At 39.2% G+C, this 23574-nt stretch carries 22 protein-coding genes; all 22 read right to left on the bottom strand.

Features of this window, described 5'->3' with window-relative positions; all coding sequences use genetic code 11:
• Positions 1–128: 128 nt before the first annotated feature.
• The 22 genes from ACZ42E_RS04745 to ACZ42E_RS04640 all read right to left on the bottom strand — a co-directional run bounded on the left by ACZ42E_RS04745 (position 129) and on the right by ACZ42E_RS04640 (position 23567).
• Positions 129–1373 carry a DUF1015 domain-containing protein gene (locus tag ACZ42E_RS04745; protein ID WP_464893299.1) on the bottom strand — a complete coding sequence of 415 codons (1245 nt, stop codon included), beginning with the start codon at positions 1371–1373 and terminating at the stop codon, positions 129–131.
• 21 nt (positions 1374–1394) lie between these two features.
• Positions 1395–2306 (bottom strand): D-2-hydroxyacid dehydrogenase, encoded by a 912-nt coding sequence (locus ACZ42E_RS04740; protein WP_464893298.1) that lies wholly within the window; start codon positions 2304–2306, stop codon positions 1395–1397.
• Positions 2307–2355: 49 nt separating this feature from the next.
• Entirely contained in the window at positions 2356–3426 is a 1071-nt protein-coding gene (locus ACZ42E_RS04735; RefSeq protein WP_464893297.1) for a pyridoxal-phosphate-dependent aminotransferase family protein, read from the bottom strand.
• Positions 3427–3685: 259 nt separating this feature from the next.
• Positions 3686–3955, bottom strand: a complete 270-nt coding sequence (locus tag ACZ42E_RS04730) for a YlmC/YmxH family sporulation protein (protein ID WP_464893296.1) — start codon at positions 3953–3955, stop codon at positions 3686–3688.
• Positions 3956–3967: 12 nt separating this feature from the next.
• The gene (gene dut, locus ACZ42E_RS04725) at positions 3968–4405 is read right to left on the bottom strand and encodes a dUTP diphosphatase (protein WP_464893295.1); all 438 of its coding nucleotides are present in this window, start codon (positions 4403–4405) and stop codon (positions 3968–3970) included.
• Between the two features lie 4 nt (positions 4406–4409).
• Complete coding sequence (locus ACZ42E_RS04720) at positions 4410–5690, bottom strand: M16 family metallopeptidase (protein WP_464893294.1); 1281 nt, start codon at positions 5688–5690, stop codon at positions 4410–4412.
• Between the two features lie 29 nt (positions 5691–5719).
• Positions 5720–6850, bottom strand: a complete 1131-nt coding sequence (locus ACZ42E_RS04715; protein WP_464893293.1) for a D-alanyl-D-alanine carboxypeptidase family protein — start codon at positions 6848–6850, stop codon at positions 5720–5722.
• Positions 6851–7579: a polysaccharide deacetylase family protein gene (locus tag ACZ42E_RS04710; protein WP_464893292.1), complete on the bottom strand. Its 729-nt coding sequence runs from the start codon at positions 7577–7579 to the stop codon at positions 6851–6853. It lies immediately after the preceding gene.
• Entirely contained in the window at positions 7580–8368 is a 789-nt protein-coding gene (locus ACZ42E_RS04705) for a VanW family protein (protein WP_464893291.1), read from the bottom strand. It abuts the gene before it with no gap.
• A gap of 228 nt (positions 8369–8596) precedes the next feature.
• Entirely contained in the window at positions 8597–10702 is a 2106-nt protein-coding gene (locus tag ACZ42E_RS04700; RefSeq protein WP_464893481.1) for a polyribonucleotide nucleotidyltransferase, read from the bottom strand.
• Positions 10703–10772: 70 nt separating this feature from the next.
• The gene (rpsO, locus tag ACZ42E_RS04695) at positions 10773–11042 is read right to left on the bottom strand and encodes a 30S ribosomal protein S15 (protein WP_464893290.1); all 270 of its coding nucleotides are present in this window, start codon (positions 11040–11042) and stop codon (positions 10773–10775) included.
• 223 nt (positions 11043–11265) lie between these two features.
• Positions 11266–12195, bottom strand: a complete 930-nt coding sequence (locus ACZ42E_RS04690; protein WP_464893289.1) for a bifunctional riboflavin kinase/FAD synthetase — start codon at positions 12193–12195, stop codon at positions 11266–11268.
• Between the two features lie 24 nt (positions 12196–12219).
• Positions 12220–13107 carry a tRNA pseudouridine(55) synthase TruB gene (truB, locus tag ACZ42E_RS04685; protein ID WP_464893288.1) on the bottom strand — a complete coding sequence of 296 codons (888 nt, stop codon included), beginning with the start codon at positions 13105–13107 and terminating at the stop codon, positions 12220–12222.
• Entirely contained in the window at positions 13107–14081 is a 975-nt protein-coding gene (locus ACZ42E_RS04680) for a DHH family phosphoesterase (protein WP_464893287.1), read from the bottom strand. Before ACZ42E_RS04680 ends, truB begins: the two co-directional genes overlap by 1 nt.
• A gap of 3 nt (positions 14082–14084) precedes the next feature.
• Complete coding sequence (gene rbfA, locus ACZ42E_RS04675) at positions 14085–14447, bottom strand: 30S ribosome-binding factor RbfA (RefSeq protein WP_464893286.1); 363 nt, start codon at positions 14445–14447, stop codon at positions 14085–14087.
• A gap of 62 nt (positions 14448–14509) precedes the next feature.
• Positions 14510–16897, bottom strand: coding sequence for a translation initiation factor IF-2 (infB, locus tag ACZ42E_RS04670; protein WP_464893285.1), 2388 nt, complete (start codon positions 16895–16897; stop codon positions 14510–14512).
• Positions 16885–17229 (bottom strand): L7Ae/L30e/S12e/Gadd45 family ribosomal protein, encoded by a 345-nt coding sequence (locus tag ACZ42E_RS04665; RefSeq protein WP_464893284.1) that lies wholly within the window; start codon positions 17227–17229, stop codon positions 16885–16887. The genes infB and ACZ42E_RS04665 overlap by 13 nt, the downstream gene beginning before the upstream one ends.
• A gap of 20 nt (positions 17230–17249) precedes the next feature.
• The gene (rnpM, locus tag ACZ42E_RS04660; protein WP_464893283.1) at positions 17250–17525 is read right to left on the bottom strand and encodes an RNase P modulator RnpM; all 276 of its coding nucleotides are present in this window, start codon (positions 17523–17525) and stop codon (positions 17250–17252) included.
• The gene (gene nusA, locus ACZ42E_RS04655; RefSeq protein WP_464893282.1) at positions 17512–18576 is read right to left on the bottom strand and encodes a transcription termination factor NusA; all 1065 of its coding nucleotides are present in this window, start codon (positions 18574–18576) and stop codon (positions 17512–17514) included. Before nusA ends, rnpM begins: the two co-directional genes overlap by 14 nt.
• Before the next feature lie 15 nt (positions 18577–18591).
• Positions 18592–19044, bottom strand: a complete 453-nt coding sequence (locus tag ACZ42E_RS04650; RefSeq protein WP_464893281.1) for a ribosome maturation factor RimP — start codon at positions 19042–19044, stop codon at positions 18592–18594.
• 142 nt (positions 19045–19186) lie between these two features.
• The gene (locus ACZ42E_RS04645) at positions 19187–22849 is read right to left on the bottom strand and encodes a PolC-type DNA polymerase III (protein WP_464893280.1); all 3663 of its coding nucleotides are present in this window, start codon (positions 22847–22849) and stop codon (positions 19187–19189) included.
• Between the two features lie 52 nt (positions 22850–22901).
• Positions 22902–23567, bottom strand: a complete 666-nt coding sequence (locus ACZ42E_RS04640; protein ID WP_464893279.1) for an MgtC/SapB family protein — start codon at positions 23565–23567, stop codon at positions 22902–22904.
• Between the last annotated feature and the right edge of the window lie 7 nt (positions 23568–23574).

The following is a 23574-nucleotide window of genomic DNA, read 5'->3' as shown; positions in this document are numbered from 1 at the left end:
CCTTTTTTCTTTTATCTTTCCCGCTTTCTTATCCGTTTTTCTGGTAAAAATATCCTCAGATATATAAAATTTAAGCCAAGATATAATACATATCTTGGCTTAAAATATATCTTTATCTAAATTATACATTAAGATAACTTATGAATAAATATGCCACTTCTAAGTTTGGGTTCAAACCAGGTGGATTTGGGAGGCATTACTTTGCCAGCATCGGCAATATCCATCAAATCATCGATAGTGGTAGGATACATAGAAAAGGCTACTTTCATTTCCCCACTATTTACTCTTCTTTCTAATTCTTTCAAGCCTCTTATTCCACCTACAAAATCTATCCTCTTATCAGTTCTGGGATCAGCAATCCCTAGAATAGGCGCCAAAAGGTTATTCTGCAAAATAGAAACATCCAGGCGGTCAACCGGATCCTGCGGATTGAAAGTACCTTCTTTAGCAGTAAGTTTATACCATTTTCCTTCCAGATACATGCCAAAAGTATGCTTGGCTTCCGGTTTATAGGGAGCTTTAGGGGCTTCTTCCACTATAAATTTTTCACCAACTTTATTCAAAAACTCATCTACTGAATAGCCGTTCAAATCTTTTACCACCCGGTTATAGTCCATTATATACAAATCTATATCCGGGAAAATAACGGAAAGGAAATAATTAAACTCTTCTTCTCCTGTATAATTGGGATTAGCCTTACGCCTCATCTGCCCTACTTTAACGGCAGAAGCACAGCGGTGATGCCCATCGGCAATATATAAATAGTCTACATTTTTAAACATATTAGCCAGTTTATTTATAGTCTCTTCATCATCAATAATCCATACCCTGTGAGCCACACCGTCTTCAGAAACAAAATCATATAACGGCTCTTTTACGGTCCAGCCCTTAACTATTTCGTCTATTTCCGGCTTAACCCGGTAGGTCAAAAAGATAGGCCCGGTATTAGCATCACAATAATCTACATGATTTATGCGGTCCTGTTCCTTTTCCGCCCTGGTATGTTCATGTTTTTTAATGATATCGTTCATATAATCATCGATGGAAGTACAGGCAACCAGGCCAGTCTGTACCCTGCCATCCATTACCTGCTGATAAATATAGAAGCAAGGCTTTTCATCCTGAATAAAAACCCCTTCCTCTATCATGCGGTACAGGTTTTCCCTGGCTTTTTCATAAACCCGCTTATCATATATATCTATACTCGGATCTAAATCGACTTCCGCCTTGTCAACATGTAAAAAGGAATAAGGGTTTCCTTTCACCATTTCTCTAGCTTCATCACTATCCATAACATCATAAGGCAAGGCTGCTACCTTGCTTGCCAGCTCTTTTACAGGCCTTATGGCCTTAAAAGGACGCACAATTGCCATAATTACTCCTCCTAAACCAGATTAAAATTGATAATTCATTATTATATCTACAATTTCTGCTCCAATACGCTGTTGAGCCTCAATCGTAGAAGCTCCGATATGAGGTGAAACTGATACTTTGGGATGGTTTACCAGTTTTTCATTATGGGTAGGCTCCTCTTCAAAAACATCAATACAAGCTCCCGCCAGCTTACCAGATTCTAACGCTTCCAAAAGGGCATCTTCATCTACTACGCCGCCTCTGGCCAAATTCACAAGATAAGCGCCGTCTTTCATCATTTCCAGCTGCTTTTTGCCGATAACCGGGCCATATTCACAGCTGTACGGACAGTGGAGGGAAACAAAGTCACTCTCCCGCAGAAGATCTTCAAAATCACGATATTCATATTCGCCAGCATCGTCTAATTTTCCTCTAATATCAGTATAAATTACTCTCATGCCTAAAGCCTTGGCTCTCTTGGCTACTTCCCTGGCAATGCGTCCAAATCCTACCAATCCCAAGGTTTTTCCATTAATTTCTATACCATTGTAGTTTTTCTTATCCCACTTACCCTGGCGCATAGTTACATTGGAAAGATGCAAAAATCTTGCTACTGCCAGCATGTGAGCAATAGTAAGTTCAGCTACCGATGCACTGCTGGCATTAGGAGTATTTAAAACCTGAATGCCGTTTTCCATAGCATAAGCTACATCTATATTATCTACACCAACTCCGCCGCGGATAATGAGCTTAAGCCTTCCTGTTTCTAAAGCCTTGTCTATATGTTCTTTCCTTATTTTGGTGGCAGAACGGACAACTACTATATCAAAATTTTTAAGAGCCTCTCCCAGTTCTTCCGGCGCATAGTGCTGTTCCACCACTTCAAAACCTGCTTTACGCAAAGATTCTACTGCAGTTTGCTCCATTCCATCAGTAACCAGTATTCTGACCATTACTGTTCCTCCCGTTTCTATCTATGATATTTTGACTCGCCTCACAGGATTATAATTTTAATATATCTTCAATATGGCCTAAAACTTCCTTAATATCATCCAAAGTATAATCAGCCATATGAGCTATGCGGAAAGTCTTGTCTTTCATCTTGCCATAACCGTTGGAAATCTGGAAACCTCTCTTGCCCAGTTCCTTATTTAATTCAGCTATATCGATATTCCTGGTATTGCTGATAGTGGTAAGGGTGTTAGAAAGATAACGTTCATCAGCAAAAAGAGCAAAATGCTTTTTAGCCCATGCTCTTACATATTCAGCCATTTCAATATGACGGGCAAACCGGTTATCCAGGCCTTCTTCTAAAATCTTGTCTAATTGATAATCAAGGGCAAACATGTGAGAAAGTGACGGGGTTGAAGGATATTGATAATCTTTTTTCTGAATGTAGTCATACAAAGATAACAGGTCCAAATAATAGCCACGGTGGGGTACCTGTTTAGCCCTTTCCACTGCTTTTTTGGAAAAAGTGCAGATAGCAAGTCCCGGCGGCAGTCCTAAGGCCTTTTGCGTAGAAGTTATGCATATATCAATACCTAATTTGTCTACCTCTATTTTGCTGCCACCTGCAGAACTTACTGCATCAACACACCATACTACATCGGGATATTTCTTTATAACTTTGGATATTTCTTCTATGGGATTCATTATACCGGTGGAAGTCTCGTTGTGAGTAATAGTTACCAAATCATATTTACCCGTAGACAGTGCTTCATCTACCATCTCTGGGGTAGTAGCCTGTCCCCATTCAACTTCAAAAAGATCAGCAGGAACATTGTTGCTTACCGCCATTTCATACCATCTTTTTCCAAAGGCTCCTACCGAAAAAACTGCAGCCCTTTTGGCGGTACAGGAACGGATAGCCCCTTCCATAAGACCGCTTCCCGAAGTGGTAGAAAGGAGTATTTCCTCTTCGGTATAAAACAGTTTTCTAAGTTTATCACTTATTCTTCTCTGTAATGCAGAAGCATCCTTACTGCGATGCCCTATCATGGGAGTTGCCATTTTTTCAAGTACATCAGGTTTTACTGATACAGGTCCAGGTATAAACAACTTTTTATGCATAATTCAGCCCTCCAAATATTTTTATTTTTATACACCACAACAAATAAATTTTAATAAAAATTATAACATCTAACCAGCCTCATATTTAGGATTTCTTTAAATAAACCCCATTATTATTAGCTATAAAGTTCATCAAAGATATTTATTCCGACATAAATCGAAAAATCAGTTTTTATTAGTATTCGTACCTTCTCTGTTTTTAAACCAAAAAAAAGGATGTTTTTTAAAAACATCCCCGTTTTTATGTATTTAATTAATCCTAAATAGAGTTATTCTTAAGCCTCATATGCGTGTGGTCCAGATCAACCACAATCACTTCCCGTCCTATTTTCTTTACTGCCTCCCATGGTATAACCAGCTTCTGCCTGTCAGCCCAGAAGTTAAACATATTTCCCCGATTAGGCAAAATTATAGATATTATCTTTCCCGTCTGATCATCAATCAGCATGTCTGATTCGCCTACCGTCCCCATGCGCATGCCATCATAGATATTTATCATCTCTTTACCCACCAGGTCATTAAGTTTCATCAAATACCTCCCTTATACTCCGGTATGGCCAAAACCTCCGCTTCCTCTCTCAGTTATTTCCAGATCATCCGTTTCTTCCAGTTCTACCTTTTCCACCCGGGAAAAAACCATCTGCGCTATACGTTCTCCTCTTTTTAAAATATACTCTTTGTCCCCCAGATTTATAACAATAACTTTTATTTCTCCCCGGTAATCAGCATCAATAGTTCCGGGAGTATTTAGAAGAGTGATGCCGTGTTTTAAAGCCAGTCCGCTCCTCGGCCTTATTTGTGCCTCATAACCCTCCGGAATAGCTATGGAAAGTCCTGTAGGGACCAAACATATCTTACCTGGTGGTATAATTACTTCATCATCTACAGCAGCATAAATATCTAATCCGGAAGCACCAGGAGTCATATACTGCGGTAAGGGAAGATCATGGCTGTGCAGTCTCTTTACATATATTTTCATAATGCTACTCCTTTTTAAACCATTTTTCATATTCGTGCCTTACTTCATCAAGCACCTTTTCAGGCCCAATCGCAGCTAAAGAAATAACTCCCGGCCTCCACAGCTTATATGCCAGCTCCTTCACCATTTCAGGAGTTACCTTCAAGACTTCCTCCATTACTTTCTCTACGGGAACTACTTCTCCATACATCATAACCGATTTACCCATCCGACTGCTCCGGTTGGTTACACTTTCCTGCCCCAGATACATATTAGCCTTAAGAAGCTGTTTGGTACGATAAACTTCTTCTTCACTAACCCCTTCATTTATAAAACGATTCAATTCTTTATGCAGAGCAGCAAAAAATTGTTTTATCTTGTTAGCTCCCGTGCCTATATATATGGAATAAGCACCCGTATCTGAATAATTGGAAGGATACGAATAAACCGAATAAGCTAAACCTAATTCTTCACGCATAGTCTGAAAAAGACGCGAACTCATGCCTCCGCCCAAAATACTGTTCATCACATGCTGGGTATACCTTTCTTTTGCAAAATATGAAATACCTGGAACCCCCAGGCATATTTGAATTTGCTCGGTATCCTTGGGCAAAAGGTTAATAAAAGGCACTGTTTCATAAGGCTTGTCCTTATTATCCATTAAAAGAGAATTTTGGCCAGCAAAGGCACTTAAATAAAGCTCCACCTTTTCTTTAACTTTATCAGCTTTAACATTGCCAGCAACAGATATCACCATATTAGCAGGAATATAATGCTGTTTATAAAAATCATATATTTCATCCCGGGAAAAATTTGAAACTGTTTCCAAATTTCCCAGTATAGGCCTTCCCATCGCATGGTTCTGCCATAAACCTTTAGTAAAAAGATCATGTATAAGCTCATCCGGAGTATCTTCATACATATTTATCTCTTCTATGACTACCCCTTTTTCAGTATTAAAATCTTTGCTGGCAAAACGGGAATTAAAAATCATGTCAAATATAATATCCATCGCTTCATGCAGGTTTTCATCCAGGGTACGGGCATAAACACAGGTATACTCTTTAGAAGTATAAGCATTAAGCTGGCCGCCGATAAGCTCAAAGCTTTCAGCAATATCCCGGGCACTTCTCTTTTCTGTCCCTTTAAAAAGCATATGTTCTATAAAATGGCTGGCTCCTGCCATATTTTCTTTTTCATGCCTTGAGCCTACTTTTATATACACGCCAATCGCCGCTGATTTGACATAAGGTATCTCTTCAACTACCAGTCTTGCCTGATTAGGTAGAATCCAATAGTTAATCAATTTAATACCTCCAATTTAAAACTATTTTATTAATTTAACCATTCCCGGTATAATTTTTCTACAAGATTACTTCTCTTCTTTACTGTTTCTCCACATATCAAATCTACGCTGGTCACCGGCTTCCCATCTGCATATACGGTAAGTCTCCCAATTTTTTCCCCCATTATTACCGGAGCAGTAAGATTATATTTAAGTTCTACTTTTTTTTCAATATAAGGTGTATTATCCCCTATCCATAAAGATATCTCATTTTTAGGATATACATCAACATAAGTTTGGGCACCATCTGCTACTTTAAGCTGTTTAAAAGGAGTTGCTTGATCTATTATTTTTACTTTTCGCGTATTATTATAGCCATATTCCAACAATCTTCTGCAATCACCGGTACGGTCTCCTGATTTTAAGACTACCGCAATTAAACCTCTTCCATTTCTTTTTGCAGAAGCCACCAGACATTTTCCTGCCGCATCAGTAGTACCCGTTTTTATACCATTAACCCCTTCATAAGCTCCCAATAGACCATTAGTATTAGTGATACTTATAGGCTCTCGATAACCTGGGTGTTTAAATTTAGCAACTTTAGTAGCCACCAGTTCACTGCTTACTTTTTTGGATAAAAGGTAACGTCCTATAAGTGCTAAATCATAAGCAGTACTAAAATGATTAGAAGCTGGGAGTCCTGAAGAGTTAACAAAGTGAGTATGAAAAGCTCCTAATAAAAATGCTTTTTTAGTCATAAGGTGAGCAAATAATCTTTCTTCTCCTGCCACATGTTCAGCCAGCACTACCGCTGCATCATTGGAAGAACGAATTAATAGCGGCTTTAAAAGTTCTCCCACTTCAATTTTTTGTCCTTGTCTAAGTCCAATAGTAAACTCAGGTGTTCTGGCTGCATTATAACTTACTACAGCCATTTCGTCCAGATTACAATATTCCTCTACTAATATGGCAGTCATCATTTTAGTAGTGCTGGCCATAGGACGCATTTTATCAGCATTTTTAGAAACTATAATCTGTCCGCTTTCACTGTCTATAAGGCAATAATAATCTGAATAGACAGCAGGCCTTGCCCCTGCCTTTGCTACATATACAAATAAAATTAAGCTGACTATAAACCAGAAAAGGCCTTTTTTCATCAGATTATAAGCCATCCTTCTCATCTACTTATCGCCTTTTTCCTTTACTAATATCTCCTCAATAGTTACCATTTTATAACCTTCGCCCTTAAGCCTGGCAATCAGTTCAGGCAAAGCCTTAATGGTAGGCTCAGTCGGATGCATAAGAATTATCGCATCATTATGCGCTTTATTTACTACTCTCTTGACAATAGTTTCCGGACTGGGCCTTTGCCAATCTATAGTATCAACACTCCACATTATAAGCTCATAGCCTATATTAGAAACCGCAGTCAATATCTTATGATTCTGTTCTCCATAAGGAGAGGCAAAAAACCTGGTTTTTTTACCTGTAACCTCCTCAATAATCTTTTCGGCTTTTTTTATCTGCTCTACTGACTGTTCAACTGAAAGAGAATTAAAATGAACATGTTCATAGCCATGATTTTGGATACTATGTCCTGCTTCACTCATCTTTTTTAAAAGATCTCTGTTTTTCTCTGCCCATCTGCCAGTAACGAAAAAAGTTACTTTTACATCTTCTTTAGCCAATATCTTAAGCATTTCAGGTATATATTCTTCTCCCCAATCAACATTAACGGTGATAGCAACTACCTTTTTTCCGGTATTGCCCTGATATATAGGTTCAGCCATACGTACAGCTACCGTATTCTGGCTGTAATAAATTAAAGAAAAGGTTAAAAAAGAAACTAACAATATAAAAACCGTTCCCATTAAAAGCAAATTTTTTTTAGTAATAAAATAAATCCTCATTTAGCTAGCCTCCCCCCAAATCTCTACTATCAATTTTCCACCTCGTACTGCCGATTTGATAATTATCGGACCAGGTGTATCATTTTCAAATTTCAAATCTAAAGAGCCATAATCTACGGTAGCATCCATTCCTTCAGGCACATAATGTATGCGTTTGCTGTGCATATGCCTTTCTATAATTTTTAAACCAGCCCTCAATACTGCATTATACAGCGTGCTTGATACCTGACATACCCCCCCTCCATAATCAAGATCCATCGCTCCCATCATTATAACTGGTGCCGGCATATAACCACGCTCTGGAGTCCTGGGCCCTACCGCATTATTGAAAGAAAAAATTTCCCCTGGCCAAACCACAGTATTATTTATAGCTTTACTGGCCAAAGATATGTTGTTAAAACGAGCATAACTGCCAGAAATAAAAGTATAGTAACTGCCCAGTATCGTATTAGCCCTTCTAAGATCATCAGCAGAATAACGAGGTTTAATCTTTATTATTTTTAAACTTACCTTATCATTTTCATTAGCTTTTAAAACCTCATTTACTGTACCTTCTATGTCAACAATAATACCATCCTCTTCCGGTATAATTTCTCCGGTAACCTTATCAACAGTTGGCTCTACCGGAACTCTTTGATATCTAACCGCCAATTCTTCGATTACTTCCTGCAGTTCTTCCGGCAAAAGTCTTCCTACATCTTTTCCCGCTACCTCTACCCCCGGTTTTACCCCCCAAAAATGCCTTTCCACTCTATCTACCCAGCTGCTTATAAGAGGCAGACTTATCAAAAAAGCAAACAGAATTATAGTTCTCCTATTAAACTGCCAAACATAAAATCTTTTTCTATAAAATATGGACCACCCCTCATACTTACTCATAAATTTATATTCAATAAAAACCATCAGTATTCAAACAAAACTTAACAAGAGGCCATCTCTAAAAAACCCAGAAAACACAAATAAACCGAGGTAGCTCGGTTTACTTGGAAAATTAATTGGTAAAGCCCTAAAGCTTTACTATTTTTTTACATTTTTCAAAACTGCCTTGCGGGACAGATTTATCCTTCCCTGCTTATCTATATCCGTAACTTTTACCAAAATCTGATCGCCAATATTTACAACATCGGTAACTTTATTTACTCTTTCTTCCGCCAGCTGCGAAATATGCACTAACCCTTCTTTGCCCTGAGTACCTAAAACCCCTGGTATTATTTCCACAAAAGCTCCAAAGTCCATAATCCTCTTAACAGTACCCAGATAAGTCTTACCCACTTCAACATCAGCCGTTATAGCTTCAATATAAAACTTGGCCTTTTGCCCTGATTCCTCATCGGTAGCCAGTATAAATAAGGTTCCATCATCTTCAATATCTATCTTGCAGCCAGTTTCTGCGATTATGCGATGAATCGTTTTACCACCAGGTCCAATAACATCACGTATCTTATCAGGATCAATCTTCATCCTTATCATACGCGGAGCATAGGGAGAAAGCTTTTCATTAGGCTTATCAATAGCTTCCAGCATTTTACTCAGAATATACATGCGGCCTTCTCTAGCCTGAGCCAGGGCCTTTTCAATTATTTCCCTGTTAACTCCAAGTATCTTGATATCCATCTGGATAGCTGTTACACCTTTTTCAGTTCCGGCAACTTTAAAATCCATGTCCCCCAGAGCATCTTCTATTCCCTGAATATCACTCAATATAGCAAACTTGTCCCCTTCTTTGACTAAACCCATAGCAATACCAGAAACTGGGGCTTTTATAGGTACACCTGCATGCATAAGGGAAAGCGTACTTCCGCATACACTGCCCATAGAAGTAGAGCCATTAGATTCCAGAACATCTGAAACTACACGAATGGTATAAGGGAACTCTTCTTCACTAGGTATTACAGGAAGAAGTGCCCTTTCAGCCAAAGCGCCATGTCCTATTTCTCTTCTTCCCGGTCCCCGCATAGGCCTGGTTTCGCCTACACTGTAAGGTGGGAAATTATAGTGATGGATATACCGTTTAGATTCTTCAATTCCCAGTCCGTCTAAAATCTGTTCCTCTCCTATGGAGCCCAAAGTAGTAACAGAAAGTACCTGAGTTTGTCCCCTGGTAAAAAGCCCTGAACCGTGAGGACGCGGAAGATATCCTACTTCACAGCTTACAGGCCTTATCTCATCAAGCTTACGCCCATCAACCCGTTCGCCTTCTTCCAAAATCATTTTGCGTACAATTTCCTTTAAAACCCTTTCCAGAATCTCGCTTATTACCTTTTCCTGTTCCGGATATATTTCGGCAAAATGCTCCAGGGTAAGCTTGTTCACTTCTTCTACTTTGCTTTCTCTAGCCTTTTTATCTGGATTCTTTACAGCAGCTTCCAGTTTAGCAGTAGCAAACTCACGTACAGCAGCTTCAATTTCCGGATCGGTTTCCTGTAATTTAGGTATTGATTTTTCCGGCTTAATTTCTTCTATGATTTTTTCCTGGAACTCTACCAATTTCTTTATTTCTTCATGAGCAAAGAAAATCGCATCGATTACCTGGTCTTCAGGAATCTGGTTCATTCCGCCTTCTACCATCATTATTGCATCTTTACTGCCTGCAACTGTCATGTGCATATCGCTTTTTTCCATCTGTTCTACAGTAGGATTAATTACAAACTTCCCGTCAACCCGGCCTACTACTACACCTGCAATAGGCCCGTTAAAAGGTATATCAGATATGGACAGCGCAATAGAAGCACCAGTTATAGCAGTAACATCAGGTGCATTATCTTTTTCTACTGACAAAACAGTAGCTACTATGTGTACATCATTGCGATATCCTTTTGGAAAAAGCGGTCTTATAGGCCTGTCAATAAGTCTGGCACTCAAAGTAGCCAGTTCCGTAGGTTTTCCTTCGCGTTTTATAAAACCTCCCGGAATTTTTCCTACTGCATAAAGCCTCTCTTCGTAATCAACGGTCAAGGGGAAGAAATCTATACCCTCACGTGGTTCTTTTGAAGCAGTAGCTGTAACCAGGACTACCGTTTCGCCATAGCGCATAACAACAGCACCATTGGCCTGTTTAGCTACTTTGCCAATCTCAGCTACCAGCTTTCTTCCTCCTACCTCTGTTTCAAAATACCTTACCAGATAAAATTCCTCCTTTCTTAAGAAGTTTAAAATAGCTTTTCATAAAGTTAAAGAGCGGCATTTCCGCTCTTTATCTACGTAGTCCAAGCTTGTTGACAATATTGCGATAGCGCTCAAAGTCGTTTTCTTTCAAATAATCCAGCAGGGCACGGCGTTTACCTACCATCTTTAAAAGTCCCCGTCTGGAATGAAAATCTTTTTTATTAACCTTTAGATGTTCATTCAAATAATTAATCCTTTCGGTAAGAATAGCTATCTGTACCTCAGGTGATCCAGTATCATTTTCATGAATCTGGAATTCCTTAATAATTTCCTGCTTTCTTTCCGGTGTTAAAGCCACTCCTTTTCACCTCCTCCTCTTAACTAATCGCCAAATACCAAGAAAAGCGTCGGAGAACTCGCATTTCCTAGTAAATGGTTCTCTACTATTACTACGGCTTGACTACAATATTATTTTATACAAGGCTAACCCTTGCCGCTCTTTACAATTTAAAAATAATCCTTCAAACAACAAAATAAATTTTAGCACAGACCAGGCAAAAAGTAAATGTTATGCGTGTTGCTTAAAAAGCTACTATCTTACTTGCCTGTTCGCGGTCTAATTTAAGCTGTTCAATTAGTTCTTCCATACCTTTAAACTTCTTCTCATCCCGGAGTTTTTCCAAAAAAGATATATTTAATAACTGTCCATATATAAATCCGCTAAAATCTAATATATGAGCTTCAATAGAAACCGGGAAATGTTCATGAAAAGTAGGTTTACTTCCTATATTAACCATGCATTTATATTTTTGGCCGTCTATGTCAGCAATAGCTGCATAAACTCCCTTACCAGGTATCATTATATCCTCATCTACCTCTAAATTAGCAGTAGGAAACCCAATCTTTCTCCCTCTTTTTTCTCCTTCTACTACTTTGCCTTCAATAAAGGGATAATAGCCCAGAATTTTCCTCGCCTTTTTTACATCACCTCTGGCCAGCAGCTCCCTGACTAAACTGCTGGAAGCTATTTCACCTTCCACTTCTACTGGGGGAATAATATTAACCTTAAATCCATATAAATCCCCCAGGTCTTTTAATAAATCAGGATTTCCTGCTCCCCGGTAACCAAAAGAATAATTAAATCCTACAAAAACTTCTCTGGCTTTTATACGATTAACAATAACCTTCTCCACAAACTCCTGTGGCTGCCATTTAGAAATTTCTTCAGTAAATGAGTTGTATATCAGGAGATCCAAACCCATGCTGCTCAAAAATTCAGCTTTTTTTCGTGAACTTATTAATAGTTTGGGAGCTTTAAGCGGATTGATTATTTTAGACGGATGCGGATCAAAAATAAACGCAGCCGCCAGTCCTCCCTCACGGTGAGCTTTTTTAATCATGTCTCCTATTAACTTTTGATGCCCTACATGAACCCCATCAAAATTGCCCAAGGCTAAATATACAGGCTTATCATATACAGGCAGATTCTCTACTTCTCTTACTATTTCCATATGCAAACCCCTTGTTTTTTTATTTTAGATAACTTTTTCGGGCTGTAAGAAATATTTATCATCAACTTTCTGCAAATTGGCAATAGCCAGCAGCTGATTATCCTTATATAATTTTACCCTATCTGTTCCCGGCCTAAAGCTTCTACAGGGTATGCGATTGCCGTTCTGAACAGCTCTTATTTCTTTTTCGGAAGTAAGATAATAGGCTTCCATATTTTGCAGAGGATAGTCAAGAGGCAAAATAAGAGTTTCCAGTCTATCTATATCAGTAATATCTTCTAAACTGCAAGCATCTTCTAACCTGAAAACTCCTGACCTTACCCTGACCAAATCAGCCATATAAGCCCCTGTTCCCAGTTCAAACCCTATATCATGACATAAAGTCCTTATATAAGTACCTCTTGAACATTCTACATAAAGCTTTATAACAGGCAAATCCCTTTGTTTATCAATATCTAAAAGCTTCAATTCCTTAATAAAAACCCGGCGGCTTTTTCGCTCAACTACTATCCCTTCCCGTGCCAGCTCATAAAGCCTTTTTCCATTATAGTGGACTGCTGAATACATAGGTGGAATCTGTTCGATAAATCCGGTGTACCTTTCCAGGATTGAATAAAGATCATCTTCCTTAAAACACGTCTTTCCTGTATAAGTTATGCGCCCCCAGGCATCCTGAGTGTCAGAAAAGCCGCCTAAAACCATTTCTGCTATATAGGCTTTATCTTCATCTTCCAGGTAAGTTATCAGTTTAGTAGCCTTACCTAAAGCAATCGGTAAAACTCCTTTAGCCATAGGGTCAAGGGTTCCCAGATGCCCCATTTTGGTAGCAGAAGGAAGCACTTTTTTTAAATAGCGTATAACATCAAAGGAAGTCATGCCTGAACTTTTATTTACATTTAAAAATCCTTCCATTATTTCACCACTTCTTCTACCATAGCTAAAACCTGGCTTTTTACCTCTTCCAGGGTTCCCTCCCGGGAAGCTCCAGCTGCCTTTTTATGGCCGCCTCCCCCTATTTTAGAAGCCAAAAAAGCTACATCAACTTCTCCTTTAGATCTGAATCCTATTTTTATCATGCCCGGACTTACTTCCCGGAACAAAATACCTACTTCTACCCCTTTTATCATACGGGTATAGTTTATTATTCCTTCCGGATGCAACCCTAAAGCCCCTATGCTTTCTACATCTGTATAAGACAGTGTCATCCAGGCTATCTTACCGTCTGCGCTAAAATTTATACTCTGCAAAGCCTTGCCTAAAAGCAAAATTTCTCTTTTATCTTTAGATTCAAAAAGATTAATGCGCAGTTTATCCAAATCAACCCCTTTATCCAAAAGCCTGGCAGCAATTTGCAGAGTGCTGCTTTTAGTATTGCTGTATTGAAAACTCCCGGTATCCATCAGCATACCTGTGTATAATGCTTCTGCTATTCGGGAGTCTATATTAACCTGCATACAGGACAGTATATTATAAATTATTTCGGCAGTAGAGGAAGCATCTGCATCAACATAATTATAATGGGCAAAAAAATCATTGGTGGCATGATGGTCAATATTAAACGTATATTCAGGCACAGTAAAATTTTTGATAACCTCTTCCCCCGCCCGCTTTAAGTCGGAACAATCCAAAAATATTAAGTTATACTCTGAAGATTCCGGAACGGCAGAAGATTTTATCAAACATGTCCCATCTAAAAAAAGATATAAATCAGGAACTGCATCCTCAAGTACCATTTCTACTTTTTTTCCCAGCGACTTTAGTCCCAGATAAAGAGCAAGCATAGAACCTATACAGTCGCCATCAGGAATAATATGACCAATTATAAAATAGTTATCTTCCTGAAGAAGCTGATCGCTTATTTCTTTAACCGTACACTTTTTCAGCATAGATTAATCCTGCCTCTTCTCCTCTTTGCTCAGTTCTTCCAGAATAGAAGCTATCCTTATTCCGTGTTCAATAGATTTATCCAAACGAAGATCCAGCTCAGGGGCATGTCTAAGCTGGATTTCTTCTGCCAGCCTGCTCCTTATAAAACCTTTAGCTTTCTGAATAATTTTCATAGTTTCTTCCTGCTTGGTCTCATCACCCAGAATACTTATATTTACCCGGGCATGGCTCAAATCATTGGTCAAATCAACCCTGGTAACTGATATACCCGTAAAATCAATACGCGGGTCTTTAAGTTCCTTTATTATCATAGAAATGGTACGTTTGATCTCCTCAGCCAATCGTTCCTGTCTGCGTCTGCCCATAAAAATCCTCCTAATTATAAAAGAATAAAGCATGAGGGCAATAACTGCCCTCTTACTTTAAACTAAAGCTGTCTCGGTACTGCTTCCAGGGTATAGGCTTCAATAATATCATTTACTTTTACATCATTGAAATCTTTTATACCTATACCGCATTCATAGTTTTCGGCAACTTCTCTTACATCATCCTTAAATCTTTTTAAAGAGGAAATAGTTCCTTCATAAATTACTACTCCATCCCTTAAAACCCTGACATTAGCATTTCTCTGTATCTTGCCTTCTACCACATAACAGCCAGCAACAATCCCTACATTAGGAACTCTGAAAGTTGCTCTGACTTCAGCACGTCCCAGATATTTTTCCCGGTATTCCGGTTCTAAAAGACCAGCCATAGCTTTCTTGACATCATCAATTACTTCATATATTACCCGGTAAAGGCGAACATCTATCCCTTCTTCTTCCGCATGCTTGCGAGCCTTACTTTCAGGCCTTACATTAAAACCTATTATTATAGCATTAGAAGCAGAGGCCAGCATAACATCAGTTTCCGAAATAGCTCCTACTGCAGCATGTATGACATTAACCTTTACTTCCTCAGTGGATAAACGCTGCAAAGACTGAGACAAAGCTTCAATAGAACCCTGTACATCACCTTTAATAATAACATTCAGTTCTTTTACCTCAGCATCCTGCATATGTTTGAAAAATTCATCCAAAGATACACGGCTGCTTTTTTTCTGTTCTTCCAGTTTCTTTTCATTAAGCCTGAGTTCTACCAGCTGTTTGGCAATCTTTTCATCACAGGCGATGACTTTGCCTCCAGCTTCCGGTACATCTGACCAGCCCATAACTTCAACCGGCATAGAAGGCAAAGCTTTTTCTACCCGGCGGCCTTTATCATCCATCATAGCCCTTACCTTACACATGTTGCTGCCGCACACCAGGCAATCTCCCACATTTAAAGTACCTTTCTGCACCAGTACGGTAGCCACCGGCCCACGCCCTTTATCAAGTTTGCTTTCTATAACCACACCTTCTGCCGGACGGTCAGGATTTGCTTTCAATTCCTGCATTTCCGCTACCAGCAGTATCATCTCCAGGAGATTGTCTATCCCCTGTCCGGTTTTGGCGGAAACCGGAACAAATATAGTATCTCCGCCCCACTCTTCAGGCACTATATTATATTCTGTAAGCTGCTGCATGACCCTTTCCGGATTGGCTTCCGGCTTATCAATCTTATTTACAGCTACAATAAAAGGAACATCAGCTGCCCGGATATGGTTTATCGCCTCTACCGTCTGGGGCATTACCCCGTCATCAGCAGCCACTACCAGAACAACTATATCAGTAACATTAGCTCCTCTTGCCCGCATAGCGGTAAATGCTTCGTGTCCTGGAGTATCAATAAAAGTAATTTTATTATCGTTTATGTTAACCTGATAAGCACCTATATGCTGGGTAATACCTCCTGCTTCCCCTAAAGCAACATTAGATTTTCGTATTTTATCTAAAAGAGAAGTCTTTCCATGGTCAACATGCCCCATAACCGTTACTACAGGAGGCCTGGGTTTAAGCTGGCTCTCATCATCGACTATTTCCTGCAGAAGTTTTTCTTCTTCTGGTATCTCCCTTTGCACTTTTACTTCATATAGACTGGCTACAATTTCAGCCGTATCAAAATCAATAACCTGATTGATAGAAGCCATAGTACCTAATTCCATAAGCTTCTTTACAATTTCGGCAGGAGTTTTATTTAATTTTTCTGCCAGCTCCCGTACAGTTATATTATCCTCAATAGTTATAACTTCCGGGGTAGCTTTTACATTATCCTCTTTTTTCTTTTTATGTTTTGATTTTTTCTGAGGGCGGCCATAATCCTTATGGGATTCTATCCTGGTTTCATCTTTTTTGAATTTGGTAGGTTTTATCTTAACTATTTTTCCACCCAGTTTTTCCTCATCAACTATTTTATCGGTATAATCAATTATCTCCGGACTGTCAGATTTTATAAAATCTCTATCTTCAAATCTTTTTTCAGGTTTCTTGTTCCTATCTTTCATGCTACTTCCTTTGCCGTCACGCTTTTGTTTTATATTCTGAGAAGAGACAGTACTTCTTTCCCGGTTATCTTTCTTAGAGCTAAAGGGGACATTTGGGGCCGAAGCAGAGGGGAAAACATCTTTTTTACCTTTTTCATAAGATGTGTGAGGTTGTTCAGGCCTATCATCAGGTTTCGTTTTTTCTTCTCCAGAAACGTTTGCGCTTTGTTTTTCCTGCACTCCCGTTTTATTTTCAGTCGGCCTTAGCTGTTTTTTAACCCAAACCACCTGGGAATCTTCCATAGTACTCATATGATTTTTGACATCAATACCCATATCCTGTAATATATTAACCATTTCCTTACTTGAAAAACCTAATTCTTTTGCCAGCTCATGTACTCTTATTTTGGCCATTCAAACACCCCCATACTATTTGCTTCGTCTCCCATCCCTTTGGCCACTTTTAAAATCTCCTCGGCTATTTTTCTATCATTTATAGTTAGAGCTACCCGATAAGCTTTTCCAACACAGTTTCCTAGCTCATACTTGTTGCCTAAGAAAACAAAAGGAATACCTTTTTTTTCACATAAAGAAACCAATGCTTCCTTATTATTGGCAGCTATATCATTACTCATTACCAGCAAACAAGCCTTACGCCTGGTTATACTGGACCTGGCTGCCATTACACCTGATGATACCTTACCTGCCCTTTGTGCTAAACCTATTATATTATAAACTTTTTGCAATGTATCACACACCTTAAAAACTATAACTCTATTTCAACAATCTTTTTTTGCAGTGATGCAAAAACTTCATCCGGAATATCATGTTCTAGAGCCTTCTGTAGCCTTTTGCCTTTGATAGCCTGGTTCAAACAATCCAGGTTTGGGCAAACATAAGCTCCTCTCCCTGACTTTTTACCTGTATTGTCTATCTCAATCTGACCGTCAGGGGTCCTTACTACTCTTATCAAATCTCTCTTGTTTTTCATTTCACGGCAACCTACACACATTCTCTGCGGAATTTTTCTAGTTCTCGCCATCGTTCCCCTCAAACTCCTCATTTACTTGACTTTCGCTCTTGATATCAATTTTAAAACTGGTTAACTTGGCAGCTAATCTTGCATTTTGTCCCTCTTTGCCAATAGCTAACGAAAGCTGATTATCCGGCACTATAACCCGTGCCCATTTTTCAGCTTTATTCACCGAAACTGCAATTACCCGGGCCGGACTTAAAGCATTAGCAATATATTTTTCAGGATCGGGATCGTATTTGATAATATCAATCTTCTCCCCATTCAGCTCATTTACTACATTTTGTACCCTCAACCCTTTAGGCCCTACACATGATCCTACTGCATCCACCTTATCATCAAGCGAATAAACCGCTATTTTGGATCTAAAGCCTGCTTCACGCGCAATAGATTTAATCTCTACTATACCATCATAAATTTCCGGCACCTCAAGCTCGAAAAGACGGCGTAAAAAATAAGGATGAGTTCTGGAAACAAATATATTAGGTCCTTTAGGGCTGTTTTTAACTTCATAAATATAAGCCTTTACCCGCTGTCCCAGCTCATACCTCTCGGTCGGCATCTGGTCAGGGGGCAGCATTATCCCTTCTGTTCTGCCTAATCCTATAAACAAGGTTTTATTCTCTATGCGTTCAATAATTCCAGTTACAATTTCTCCTTCTCTTTCTAAAAATTCCTCATAGATTATGCTGCGTTCTGCTTCTCTCAGCTTCTGTATTACTACCTGTTTAGCCGTTTGTGCTGCAATCCGCCCGAAATTTGAGGGGGTAGCTTCGACATAAACCATATCTCCCAGCTTGCAATTAGGATAAAGCTCTTTAGCTTCTTCTACCGATATTTCCAAACGCGGATCCTTAACGGTTTCTACAATAGTTTTCTGGGAAAAAACCTTAACTTCACCTGTTTCTTCATTAAACTGTACACTTACATTTTGGGCCGTGCCGAAATTTTTTTTGTAAGCAGTATTTAACGCTGTCTTGATAGCATCGATAAGGGCAGATTTTGGAATTCCGCGCTCCCTTTCTATCTCATGCAATGCCTGAATTAAATCACTGGACATTGTTTTTCCTCCTCATCAAATATCTGGATATAGTCTCACCGTCGATGTCATTTCCCAGGGAATTTCTACCAGTTGTCCATCCACCAGCAATTCTATTTTTTCCCCATTTACCCCTTGTAATATGCCGGTAATATTCTTAAACGGTTCATAATCTTTTTTCATCTTGATCTTTACTTTTTTACCCACAAACCTTTCCGGTTTTTTATCTTTCTTAATTACCCTGTCCAAGCCTGGTGAGGAAACTTCCAAATGATCATAAAAAATATCTTTTTCATCAATAATATCTTTGACCGCACGAGTAGCCCGGGTACATGCATCAATGTCTACCCCTTGAGGCGTATCAATAAAAATTCTTAGTATCTGCTCCTTATTTTCTTTCCGATACTGTATATCAACTAACTCCATGTTGATATCATTCAGTACAGGTTCAATCAGGGCTTCAATTTCCTGTACAGTAATTTTTGGCATTAAACTACCCCCTGAAAAAATGAATATTTACAATAGAAAAAGTGGGCACGAACCCACCTTTTCTTTAAAGAATATTACTTCGCTTATTTAAAGTATAACACATCAGCGCAAATTTATTCAAGTAAATACAAATAATAAGTTTTTAAGCAAAAAGCGTCATCTGGCTGCTTTCCGGCAGACCTTTGAAACATCCATGTTGTTTTAAAATTTCCATAGCTGTCTTATTAAGTTTGGTCCTGGACTGAAAATCTTCAATAGATATAAATTTCCCTTCCTTTCTCGCTTCCAGAACCCCCTGTGCTGCAGCTTCTCCTACATTGGGAAGAGCAGAAAAAGGAAGTATAAGACCATCTTTATAAACTTTAAATTTGGAAGCATCAGATTCATATATATCCACCGGATAAAATTTTATCCCTCTAGCATAGGCTTCCATAGCCAGCTCCAGCACAGGCACCAATTTCTTATCTTTTTGTGAAGCAGCATTCCCCATTTTATCAATTTCTTCAATCCTTCTTCTTACCGCATCATAGCCTTTAAGAATCGTATCAGCTTCAAAATCTTCTGCCCGGATGCTGAAAAAGCTGGCATAAAATTCTTTAGGATAATAAACTTTAAAATAAGCTATGCGGAAAGCCATTGTTACATAAGCCACCGCATGGGCCTTGGGAAACATATATTTTATCTTTTTGCACGACTCTATATACCAATCCGGCACCCCATGTTTCCTCATCAGTTCTTCGTCTTCTGGATTTAATCCTTTTCCTTTACGCACCTGCTCCATTATCTTAAAGGCCCTCTTCTTCTCCAGACCTTTATAGATAAGAAAAACCATAATGTCATCACGGGTACATATTACTTCACTTAAGGTTGCTATCCCGTCCTGAATAAGATCCTGCGCATTATTAAGCCAAACATCAGTACCATGGGAAAGTCCGCTTATCCTGACCAGTTCTGAAAAACTGGTTGGTCTGGTTGCTTCCAGCATCTGCCGTACAAAACGGGTGCCAAACTCCGGTATACCAAAAGTTCCGACTGATGACCCTATATCTTCCGGTTTTATTCCCAGGGGATCCACGCTGGAAAATATCCGCATAGTCTCTTTTTCGCTGAGGCTTATGCTGCGGGCATTAACCCCTGTTAACTCTTCCAGTTCACGGATAACGGTAGGGTCGTCATGTCCCAGTATATCAAGCTTTACCAGCTGGGCATCGATAGCGTGATAGTCAAAATGAGTTGTTATAACCCCTGCTTCCTGGTTGTCAGCTGGATACTGTATAGGAGTAAATTCAAAAATGCTTTTATCATGTGGAACAACAATCATTCCTCCCGGATGCTGCCCGGTCGTTCTTTTAACTCCGGTTATCCCCCGGGCTAAACGAAGTATTTCCGAATTCTTTAAAAATATCCCACTATCTTCGGCATATTTTTTTACAAACCCGTAAGCAGTCTTTTCCGCAATAGTTGAAATAGTACCTGCTCTAAAAACATTTTCCTTGCCAAAAATTTCTTCCACATATTGATGAGCTCTGCTCTGGTAATCACCCGAAAAGTTAAGGTCAATATCCGGAACTTTATCCCCTTCAAAACCTAAAAAGGTTTCAAAAGGTATATCAAATCCATTTTTACCCAGTTCTTCCCCACAATGGGGGCACATTTTATCTTCCAAATCAGCTCCGCATCCTACCGAACCATCTTCAACAAAATGGCTATATTTGCAGTTAGGGCAAAGATAATGCGGCGGCAGGGGATTAACTTCGGTTATTCCGCAAAAATAAGCTACCAGAGACGATCCTACTGAACCTCTGGAACCTACCAGATATCCATCCTCATTTGATTTTTTAACTAACTTATGAGCAATCAGGTAAAGTACACTGAAGCCATGAGTAATGATGGAATCCAGCTCTCTTTTTATCCTTTCTTCGACAATGGAAGGCATATTTTCACCATACATATCTCTAGCCTTATTCCAGGTCAAATTCATGATTTCCTGTTCGGCACCTTCAATTTTTGGAGGATAGAAGCCTTCCAAAACTGGTTTTACATCTTCTATCATTTCCATAATCTTATGTGTATTATAAATAACTACTTCTTTGGCTGCCTCTTCTCCTAGATAGCTGAATTCTTGCAGCATTTCCTCCGTAGTTTTAAAATATAGAGGAGCTTGCGCCTCCGCATCGGCATACCCCTGTCCTGCCTGAATAACACGCCGGAAAATCTCATCTTCAGGATCCAGGAAATGAACATCACCCGTAGCTACTACCGGTTTTCCCAGTCTATTTCCCAATTCATAAATGAAGCGGTTAATCTCTTTCAACCTTTCCTCATTTTCAATCCAGCCATTTCTTATCATAAATTCATTATTTTTAAGGGGCTGAATCTCAAAATAATCATAAAAGGAAGCTATCTTTAAAACTTCTTCTTCACTTGCTCCACTGCGGACAGCCGTAAAAAGTTCTCCCGCTTCGCAGGCACTTCCTACCAGTATGCCTTCCCGGTGTTCTACAAGATCCGAACGCAGTATTTTAGGTTTGCGGTAAAAATTATCCAGATAAGATTTGCTAACCAGTTTATATATATTTTTGATACCTGTGCGATTACAGGCCAGAAGTACTACATGATACGACTTCTCCTTTTTGTCGCTTTCTACCATATAGCCTTCTACACCATAAATAATCTTGATTTTATGCTTTTCAGCAGCATGCCATGCTTCTGGATAAGCCTGTACACATCCATGATCAGTAATCGCAATTGCAGGATGCCCCCATTCGGCTGCCCTTTTTACCAGATCAGAAGCTTCTGTTAAACCGTCCATGGAACTCATTTTGGTATGAGCATGCAGTTCAATCCTCTTTTCTGGACAGCTGTCCATTCTCCGTACCGGCTCCACTTTCTGGTAAACTTCCATAAAAAGCACCAGTTCGCGGGCAAAATTATCATAACGTACACTGCCGCCTGCTTTTATCCAATCCCCGGTTTCTATCTCGTCTTCTTCTAAACTATCAACAAAATATTTAATCAAAATAGTATCAGTATAATCGGTAAGCCAGTAAGTAACAACATAGCGGCCATCACGGAGGGAAGTAACTTCTTTATTCCAGACCTTGCCCTTTACTACTGCACTTTTCAAGCCTTCTTCCAGCTCACATACCTTCATCACATCATCAGTATCAAGGCTATTATTTTTCTTTTTTACTCTCCTTATATTTTTGTTTTCCTTCTTTTGTAAAAAAGTTTCCTTTGGAGAAGGTGAACATTTGATATCCATGATGTCTATTTCGTCAACCGTAAATATCTTATCTGGCAATGGCAAAACATTTTGCTTGCTATTATCAAACACTGCCCTCACCAGAAGGCGCAGAAAATAATGTTGCCAGAACCAGTCTGACAGCTTGTTCAAAATCTGATTCTTTATTATATAATCATAAATTTCCCGCTCTTTAACTATAAGATTAATCCTGCCTTCTTCTATCTGCCAGTTAATTCGGTCATAAAAATTAAAACCAGCAAAAAAAGCCTTTATAAGTTCATCCTTTTTGTCCTGCAAAATCTTCTTTATATTATCTTCAAAACATTCTAAATGAGGTATTATCTGTATATTATCTAAAAAGGGGAATACCTTGCTATTAAGCCTTCTGGCGGTTTCATTTATTATATCAGCAGTTACCGGCTTATTTATGTTTACATACAAACGCCAGAGCCGGTTTTTATGATAAACCTCTATGCGGGAAACAACCGCTCCTTCCCACAGCGTTGAGTAATCCATACCAAGATTTTCCGCCAGAAATTTATCAAATCTTTTGTTCATTAATCCCTCCCCCTTTTAGCATCATAAAAGCAGGCATGACAAATAATAAACCCTAATTAAGTCTGTCCACACTCTTTATACCTCTAGCCCCGGAAAGCTCTTCCATTACTTCGCCGATAGTAACATTACCTGGTAAGCTCACCAGAAGCTCAATCTCCAGTTCATCATCTTTTTCCATACGATTCAGTTGAATATTCTTTATAGAAACTCCCATTTCTCCTAATATAGAACCTATTATACCTACCTGTCCTGGTCGGTCTTCAACTACCAAAACCAGGCCTTTATATTCACGGAGGCCTGTAAACTTCCGTTCAAATTTTATGAAATATATTAAAACAAATAAAATAAGCAAAGTAGTAGCAATGGCCGGCACATAAAGCCCTGCCCCTACGGCCAGCCCGATACATGCTACTACCCATAGTCCAGCTGCGGTAGTTAATCCCCGAACAGTAGCTCCTTCTCTCATTATAGTCCCGGCGCCCAGAAAACCTATCCCGCTTACTACCTGAGCTGCAATCCTTCCCGGATCAGCATTTACCGTATGATAATAAGCAAAATACATATCCAGGGAAACGATCATAGCCAGAGCTGAACCTACACAGACCAGTGTATAGGTCCTGAGTCCAGCCGGGCGGTTTAAACTTTCCCTCTCCAACCCTATTACCCCACCTAAAATACAGGCCAGAGTAAGTTTAAAAATAATTTCGTAAATAGACATCTGCCTT

It is taken from the genome of Thermosyntropha tengcongensis (assembly GCF_055381335.1).
The sequence above is the reverse complement of the archived record's forward strand: the minus strand, read 5'-3'. Positions and strand labels throughout refer to the sequence as shown.

Excerpts from the sequence above, each read along its gene's own strand:
- rbfA (WP_464893286.1), bottom strand. The coding sequence starts at position 14,447 with ATGGGCAGACGCAGACAGGAACGATTGGCTGAGGAGATCAAACGTACC.
- ACZ42E_RS04640 (WP_464893279.1), bottom strand. The coding sequence starts at position 23,567 with ATGTCTATTTACGAAATTATTTTTAAACTTACTCTGGCCTGTATTTTA.
- ACZ42E_RS04730 (WP_464893296.1), bottom strand. The coding sequence starts at position 3,955 with ATGAAACTTAATGACCTGGTGGGTAAAGAGATGATAAATATCTATGAT.
- ACZ42E_RS04740 (WP_464893298.1), bottom strand. The coding sequence starts at position 2,306 with ATGGTCAGAATACTGGTTACTGATGGAATGGAGCAAACTGCAGTAGAA.
- dut (WP_464893295.1), bottom strand. The coding sequence starts at position 4,405 with ATGAAAATATATGTAAAGAGACTGCACAGCCATGATCTTCCCTTACCG.
- ACZ42E_RS04690 (WP_464893289.1), bottom strand. The coding sequence starts at position 12,195 with ATGGAAATAGTAAGAGAAGTAGAGAATCTGCCTGTATATGATAAGCCT.
- rnpM (WP_464893283.1), bottom strand. The coding sequence starts at position 17,525 with ATGGCGAGAACTAGAAAAATTCCGCAGAGAATGTGTGTAGGTTGCCGT.
- ACZ42E_RS04745 (WP_464893299.1), bottom strand. The coding sequence starts at position 1,373 with ATGGCAATTGTGCGTCCTTTTAAGGCCATAAGGCCTGTAAAAGAGCTG.
- infB (WP_464893285.1), bottom strand. The coding sequence starts at position 16,897 with ATGGCCAAAATAAGAGTACATGAGCTGGCAAAAGAATTAGGTTTTTCA.
- ACZ42E_RS04650 (WP_464893281.1), bottom strand. The coding sequence starts at position 19,044 with ATGCCAAAAATTACTGTACAGGAAATTGAAGCCCTGATTGAACCTGTA.
- ACZ42E_RS04680 (WP_464893287.1), bottom strand. The coding sequence starts at position 14,081 with ATGCTGAAAAAGTGTACGGTTAAAGAAATAAGCGATCAGCTTCTTCAG.
- truB (WP_464893288.1), bottom strand. The coding sequence starts at position 13,107 with ATGGAAGGATTTTTAAATGTAAATAAAAGTTCAGGCATGACTTCCTTT.
- ACZ42E_RS04715 (WP_464893293.1), bottom strand. The coding sequence starts at position 6,850 with ATGAGAAGGATGGCTTATAATCTGATGAAAAAAGGCCTTTTCTGGTTT.
- ACZ42E_RS04645 (WP_464893280.1), bottom strand. The coding sequence starts at position 22,849 with ATGAACAAAAGATTTGATAAATTTCTGGCGGAAAATCTTGGTATGGAT.
- nusA (WP_464893282.1), bottom strand. The coding sequence starts at position 18,576 with ATGTCCAGTGATTTAATTCAGGCATTGCATGAGATAGAAAGGGAGCGC.
- ACZ42E_RS04735 (WP_464893297.1), bottom strand. The coding sequence starts at position 3,426 with ATGCATAAAAAGTTGTTTATACCTGGACCTGTATCAGTAAAACCTGAT.
- ACZ42E_RS04710 (WP_464893292.1), bottom strand. The coding sequence starts at position 7,579 with ATGAGGATTTATTTTATTACTAAAAAAAATTTGCTTTTAATGGGAACG.